Annotated in this window: 4 protein-coding genes; 3 read left to right on the top strand and 1 reads right to left on the bottom strand. The window is 44.6% G+C overall.

Going from position 1 to position 7,376, the window contains the following annotated elements; translation table 11 throughout:
* Positions 1–141: 141 nt before the first annotated feature.
* Positions 142–3,615, top strand: coding sequence for an Eco57I restriction-modification methylase domain-containing protein (locus QUB12_RS05310; RefSeq protein ID WP_333305797.1), 3,474 nt, complete (start codon positions 142–144; stop codon positions 3,613–3,615).
* Between the two features lie 277 nt (positions 3,616–3,892).
* On the opposite strand, the gene QUB12_RS05305 is transcribed toward QUB12_RS05310, so the two are convergent.
* Positions 3,893–4,531 (bottom strand): restriction endonuclease subunit R, encoded by a 639-nt coding sequence (locus QUB12_RS05305; protein ID WP_333305795.1) that lies wholly within the window; start codon positions 4,529–4,531, stop codon positions 3,893–3,895.
* Positions 4,532–4,802: 271 nt separating this feature from the next.
* Between QUB12_RS05305 and pds the strand changes: the two genes are divergently transcribed.
* Positions 4,803–6,176, top strand: a complete 1,374-nt coding sequence (gene pds / locus QUB12_RS05300) for a 15-cis-phytoene desaturase (RefSeq protein WP_333305793.1) — start codon at positions 4,803–4,805, stop codon at positions 6,174–6,176.
* A gap of 91 nt (positions 6,177–6,267) precedes the next feature.
* Positions 6,268–7,197, top strand: coding sequence for a 15-cis-phytoene synthase CrtB (gene crtB, locus QUB12_RS05295; protein ID WP_333138327.1), 930 nt, complete (start codon positions 6,268–6,270; stop codon positions 7,195–7,197).
* Positions 7,198–7,376: the final 179 nt, after the last annotated feature.

Here is a 7,376-nt window from a genome sequence, read left to right as displayed (position 1 = left end):
GCTTTGAGACAGGGGTTTCAACCCCTGTCGGACTGTCGGACTGTCGGACTATCTGACTCTCGGTTTAACGTTAATTTGACACGCCTTGGACACGGTGCCGTGTCCCTACTACAGTTCTCCCTTATTCCTTCATATATAACCATGCCACAAACACTTAAAGAATCCCGCGAACTTCTCCAAGACTTTGAATTCAACAAATTGTTCGTCCAAAAACTCGGTTGGGATAATCCATCTTCCCACAAAACCGTATCTTTAGAAATAGAAGGCGAGACTTATTCCCGAAAAGCCATTTCCCAACTTAACGGAGTAGTTGTATATGAAATTATCGCCGATAGCGGAAATATCCCCAACAGCGCCGAAAGACTGACAATTTATCGCGAAATTGTCCAAATTTCCGCCGAAAACCTATTGATTTTTATTGATGAAAATCGCACCAAATGTCTCTGGTATTGGGTGAAGCGTGAAGGTACAAAACTTTATCCCCGCGATCATGTATACGTGAAACGCGAACCTTGCGATTTGCTGCTGAGTAAAGTGACGGCTTTAAAGGTTGATTTAGAAGAATTAGAAACGCTTTCGGTGATTGATGTCGCCCAAAGATTGCAGGCTGGCTTGGATGTCGAACGAGTAACTAAAAAGTTTTTTGAAGAGTTTAAACAGCAACACGTTGAATTTTTAAGTGTGATTCGCGGCATTGACAAAGAAACAGATAGGCGCTGGTATACTTCGGTTTTACTCAACCGTTTGATGTTTGTTTATTTTTTGCAGCGCAAAGGATTTATCGACAGCGGCAAAATGCTGTATTTGCAGGAAAAGTTAGCCGAAAGCAAGCAGCGGGGAACGGATTTATTTTACTCGCAATTCTTGAAAACACTGTTTTTTGATGGATTTGCTAAACCTCTAGATTTGCGGGAGGAAGGCGTTAAAGAATTAATCGGCGATGTTAAATATTTGAATGGCGGACTGTTTCTCGAACATCCCATCGAACAAAATTATCCGAATATCGCTATACCCGATGCTGCTTTTGAGAAAATATTTAAGTTATTTGCCGCCTATTCTTGGAATCTTGACGATACAGTGGGCGGGAAGGAAAACGAAATTAATCCGGCGGTTTTGGGATACATCTTTGAGAAATACATTAACCAAAAAGCCTTTGGTGCTTATTATACCAGGCCGGAGATTACTGAATATTTGTGCGATCGCACAATCAACAAACTAATCCTCGATAAAATTAATGAGGGCGGGCACGGGGGCACCGCCCCTACAGAGGAAAACCCAGGTTTTGTAGGGGTAGTGCCCCCGTGCCTACCCCATGCCCAATTCCCCATGCCCGATGCCCAATTCCCAATTCCCCGTAAATTTGAAACTATCACCGAACTCCTCACCAATCTCGACGCCAATCTCTGCCGCCGCCTGCTAACAGAAATCCTCCCCAACCTAACATTATTAGACCCAGCCTGCGGTTCCGGCGCGTTTTTAGTTGCAGCGATGAAAACCCTGATTTACATCTATTCAACAGTCATAGGTACAAGCAAATTTTTAAATGATCGTTACCTCAATGACTACCTAAAAGACATCGAAGCAGACCATAGTTCACTCAACTACTATATCAAAAAACGGATTATTAGCGATAACCTCTACGGCGTAGATATCATGCCGGAAGCAGTGGAAATTGCTAAATTGCGACTGTTTTTGGCCTTAGTTTCGGCGGCGCAGAATGTCAACGACTTGGAACCGTTGCCGAATATTGATTTTAACATCATGGCGGGCAATTCCTTAATTGGATTACTGCGGGTGGATGACGCAGAATATGAAGGAAGTGGAACTCAGTTAAATTTGTTTCACAAGACATACAGACAAGTATTAGAGGAGAAAAACCGTCTAATCTCTATTTACCGTCATGCGACTACCTATAGCCAAAACTTGCAGAGTTTACGAGATGAAATTGCCGAAAAGAAAGCGCCGGCTATCGAAAATATTAATAAGATTTTGTTGGAAGATTTCAAGCAGTTAAAAATTAAGTTTGAACAAGCACAGGTTAGCGGTAAGCCGATTAAGCGTACCCTGACTCTCGCTGATATAGAAGCTTTGAAGCCTTTTCACTGGGGCTATGAGTTTGATGAAATTTTGCATCAACGGGGCGGTTTTGATGCGATTATTACTAATCCACCTTGGGAAATATTTAAGCCAGATGCTAAGGAGTTTTTTGCTAGTTATAGCAACTTAGTGACGAAAAAGAAGATGGATATTAAGAGTTTTGAGAAAGAGCAAAAGAAACTCTTGCAAGATATTGAGGTTTCTAATGCTTGGTTGGAATATCAGAGCAATTATCCTCATATTAGTGCTTACTATCGTTCAGCGGAACAGTACAAAAATCAAATTTCGATTGTCAATGGTAAAAAAGCAGGTACGGATATTAACCTCTACAAACTTTTTGTAGAACAATGTTTTAATCTCTTACGCAGCGGTGGCGAGTGCGGGATTGTGATTCCTAGCGGAATTTACACTGACTTGGGTACTAAGCAACTGCGGGAGATGTTATTTAGTCAAACCAAAGTTACGGGGCTATTTTGTTTAGAAAATCGGAAAACCATTTTTGAAGGAGTTCATAAGAGTTTCAAAATAGTTGTTCTTACTTTTGAGAAGGATGGGATAACAACTGAGTTTCCCTCAGCTTTTATGCGTGTTGATGTGGATGAACTGCAAAGGTTTCCTAGTGCTGATAGCTTGCAAGTTAACGTTGAATTAGTGCGAAAGTTATCTCCTGACTCTCTGTCGGTGATGGAGTTTAAAAATGAGGGGGATATTCGCATTGCTGAGAAAATGCTGCAATTCCCTTTGCTGGGCGAACAGATTGAGGGGAAATGGAATCTGCGGTTAAGTCAAGAAATTCACATGACTAATGACAGTCATTTATTTAAAACAGAATCAGGCCAAGGTTTGGTTCCTTTGATGCAAGGTAATATGTTTCACCAGTTTCAACATAGTTTTGCCTTACCAAAATATTACATTGACTTGGATGAAGGACGATCAAAAATTCTTGGTAAAGTACAAGATATAGAGCAAAAACTTTCCTATCAAGATTATCGTTTAGTGCATAGACGAATAGGCAGAAATACTGATCAACGTAGTTTAATTGCTTGTGTGCTTCCTCGAAATCGTTTTTGTGCTGATACCGCTCAGACGGTTAAGACCATTCTTCCTTACATAACTACTGTAGTTATTACAGCAATTTTCAATTCATTTGTTGCTGATTATGAAATTCGCAAACGTATTACAGCACATCTCGATATGCACTTCATGTATTCTCTCAGAGTACCAAGATTAACATCAGGTGACAAATATTTCACCGACATCGTACAGCGCGCCGCCAAACTAATCTGCACTGCCCCAGAATTTGACGAATTAGCCCAAGAAGTCGGCTTAAACTCCCACCGAGAAGGCGTTACCGATGAAACAGAACGCGCTCAATTGCGAGCCGAATTAGACGGCATCATCGCCCACCTTTACGGCTTAACCGAAGCCGAATTTGCGTATATTTTGACTACTTTTCCGATCGTCCCCGAAGCCGTCAAACAAGCAGCATTAGCAGCCTATCGCACCTTTGCGGGATAATCTGGAGATCCCCCCTAACCCCCCTTAACAAGGGGGGGACAGGAAGCATATCGCACCTTTGCGGCATAACCGGGCGAACCTGAAATCATCCATTTCAGGACTTATGCACTCCAACCAAAGAAACCGGGTTTTTTACCGAATCTGCGGGTGAAAACCAAAGATTTTCGCAAAAACCCGGTTTCTGAACCGCAGTTTGTGGCAAAGAAACCGGGTTTTTTACCGAATCTGCGGGTGAAAATCAAAGATTTTCGCAACAACCCGGTTTCTGATTCCCCCACTAAACTATATTGCCAACATTCAACTCACCGAGGCGCTTCAAAATACTCAGCACGCTGTACAAATCATTCCCCGGATTGAACATAGAAAACCAGCGCGAAAAAGCGTACTGCGGTGCTTCCCGCTTAACTAACTTGACAAACATAAAACTAGACCCATTCGTTAACAATCCGTAAGTAGGTCGATCGCTATTCAGATTAGCTAACATATAAGCTAGTAACTGCGGGATGCCTACCTCCAAAGAAAACGCCGCTTTCTTAGATTCAATAACTACTACCCAAAACTCCCGAAACAAAGCCAAAACATCCAACTGTCCACTGACAATCATTCCTTCATCTTCGTCCACAATTTCTACAGATTTTTCGGAAGTAACATGAAAAGGAGCCAGATAAAAATCAGCTAAATCCAAAAAAGGAGACAGCACAACCATTTTGACTGTATTTTCTAGAAGTGGCGGATGTTTGAGCAAATTCCTGTAACTTGCCTTCACTCTGTCCAGCCGCTGTTTTTCATAATCGCTGATTTCTGGCAAATCATCTTGCCACTCGCGAAAGAATTGGTCATCCTCAACCCACTCAATTTTGAAGTTGGTTTCCAAATCGTTCAGCGCGACATTTCTAGCTTGAATTGTTTGTACCATAAATTTAAGCAATTGATCAAAATTCGCTCTTAATTTATGATATCAAAACTTGCTAGATTTTCGTTAATCAGGAATTAGGCATACACACCAAAGAAACCGGGTTTTTTACCGAATTTATGGGTCACAACGAAGTATGTTCGTAAAAAACCCGGTTTCTGACCACCTCCTCGCCCCGCACCCCTCACCTCCACCTTCCCCATTTCCCCAAAAAATGTAACAAGTTGTAAAGTATAATTAAACCGAAGCGAACACAGAGGCCAAGTAGTATCAAATGCGAGTTGCGATCGCCGGAGCAGGCTTAGCAGGACTTTCCTGCGCTAAATATCTTACCGACGCGGGCCACACCCCCATCCTCCTAGAAAGTCGGGACGTACTCGGCGGCAAAGTAGCCGCCTGGAAAGATGCAGACGGCGACTGGTACGAAACCGGCCTCCACATCTTCTTCGGTGCATACCCGAATATGCTCCAACTCTTCAAAGAACTTGACATCGAAGACCGGCTGCAATGGAAAGAGCACTCGATGATTTTCAATCAGCCGGAAACCCCCGGAACCTATTCCCGCTTTGACTTTCCCGACCTTCCGGCTCCCTTCAACGGCGTCGCAGCCATCCTGAGCAACAACGATATGCTCACCTGGCCCGAAAAAATCCGCTTTGGTATAGGTTTGATTCCGGCGATGCTTCAGGGTCAAAACTATGTCGAAGCAATGGACAAATACTCGTTTTCCGACTGGCTGAAAAAGCAAAACGTCCCCCCCAGAGTCGAAAAAGAAGTATTCATCGCCATGTCCAAGGCGCTCAACTTCATCGACCCCCACGAAATATCCGCAACCATACTGCTGACAGCCCTCAACCGCTTCTTGCAAGAGAAAAACGGCTCGAAAATGGCCTTCTTAGACGGTTCCCCCACAGAGAGGTTGTGTCAGCCGATGGTAGACTACATAACTGAGCGCGGTGGTGAAGTCCGGCTGAATGCACCCATCGGGGAGTTTTTGCTCAACGATGACAACACGGTGCGGGGCTTCCACATTCGGGGAGTAAAAGGGGCAGAGTCAGAAATTCTGACCGCCGATATTTACGTTTCCGCGATGCCGGTTGACCCGCTGAAGCTGATGATGCCGAAACCTTGGGGCGAAATGGATTATTTCAAACAGCTCGAAGGTTTGGAGGGAGTACCCGTCATTAATGTACACTTGTGGTTCGATCGCAAATTAACTGATATCGACCATTTGCTGTTCTCGCGATCGCCCCTGCTGAGCGTCTACGCCGACATGAGCAACACCTGCCGCGAATATGCCAACCCAGACAAATCAATGCTGGAACTGGTTTTAGCACCGGCCAAAGACTGGATCGGCAAATCTGACGAAGATATCGTCGCAGCCACAATGGTCGAGTTAGAAAAACTCTTTCCCGATCAAATCCCAGAACCAGCCAAACTGCTCAAATATCACGTAGTCAAAACCCCACGTTCCGTCTACAAAGCCACTCCCGGACGCCAGCAGTGCCGTCCCACACAAACAACTCCCATTAGCAATTTCTATCTAACGGGGGATTATACAATGCAGCGTTATCTTGCGAGTATGGAAGGTGCCGTGCTTTCTGGTAAGCTGACAGCGCAGGCTATTTCAACGGCCAATAACCAATGAAAAATTAAGAATTTTTCATAAAGACGTAAAAAATCTCCCGTTTTCTAAACGGGGGAAAATCAGTTCTAATCTTTAAATTTCTTATTCTCGGATGCTGCAACTGTCAAAACTCCAGTGCATGAGAACTCTGGCCTCTGTGGATGACTCTTACGAACTGTGCCGCCAAGTCACGGCGAGTTATGCCAAAAATTTTTATTTAGGCACTCAACTCATGCCCGAAGCCAAGCGTCGGGCGATTTGGGCGATTTACGTCTGGTGCCGCCGCACCGACGAACTCGTAGACGGGCCGGGTTCTGATGCAACGACCCCTGAAACCCTGGATTTGTGGGAAAAACGCCTAGAATCTGTGTTTGCGGGCCATCCTCACGACGACTACGACGTAGCTTTGGTGGATACGCTGTCTCGTTTCCCGATCGACATTGGGCCGTTTCGAGAGATGATTGCGGGCCAGCAAATGGACTTGTACCGCAGCCGCTACGAAACTTTTGAAGAGCTCAATCTTTACTGTTATCGAGTAGCGGGTACTGTCGGGCTGATGTCGATGTCTGTCATGGGTGTAGGCGAATCGAACTCCGCTGCTAACTGGAATTGGCACTGGGGGAATAGAATTCCCAAAGAAGAAGCCATCTCCCTCGGTATTGCCAAGCAGTTGACTAATATTCTGCGCGATGTCGGAGAAGACGCCCGCCGCGGCCGCATTTACATTCCCTTAGAAGACTTAGCCTTGTTTAACTACACCGAAGAAGATTTATTCAACGGTGTAATTGACAACCGCTGGCGGGAATTGATGCGGTTTCAAATTCAGCGAGCTCGCAAATTATACGCCAGCGCGGAACCGGGAATTAAAGTGCTCAGTCCCGATATTCGCTGGACTGTTTGGGCTGCTACAATGCTCTACAGCAGAATCTTAAATGCGATCGAACGCAATCAATATGATGTGTTTCAGAAGCGGGCTTATGTTAGCAATTATCAGAAACTGCGGTGTCTCCCCGCTGCTTGGATGAAGTCAAAAGTGCTTTAGCCGCAGGCAATTTTGCTTTTATCTTAGTCCGCGTAGGCGGACTTTGTTTGTATAGCCCCGAATTATATTCGGCGGATTCAAATTTTGTTTTCAATTGTTTGTTTTCAATCCCACATTCCGCACCCCCAACTGGCACATACACGGAGTGAGGGGGTAAAAGTGAATCATCCGAGACAATA

This window comes from Microcoleus sp. B7-D4, from assembly GCF_036705125.1.
GTDB lineage: Bacteria > Cyanobacteriota > Cyanobacteriia > Cyanobacteriales > Microcoleaceae > Microcoleus.
Note: the sequence above shows the minus strand (reverse complement) of the source record. Positions and strands in the feature narration are given on the sequence as shown.

Coding starts and splice junctions, on each gene's coding strand:
- crtB (WP_333138327.1), top strand. CDS start 6,268: ATGCTGCAACTGTCAAAACTCCAGTGCATGAGAACTCTGGCCTCTGTG.
- QUB12_RS05310 (WP_333305797.1), top strand. CDS start 142: ATGCCACAAACACTTAAAGAATCCCGCGAACTTCTCCAAGACTTTGAA.
- QUB12_RS05305 (WP_333305795.1), bottom strand. CDS start 4,531: ATGGTACAAACAATTCAAGCTAGAAATGTCGCGCTGAACGATTTGGAA.
- pds (WP_333305793.1), top strand. CDS start 4,803: ATGCGAGTTGCGATCGCCGGAGCAGGCTTAGCAGGACTTTCCTGCGCT.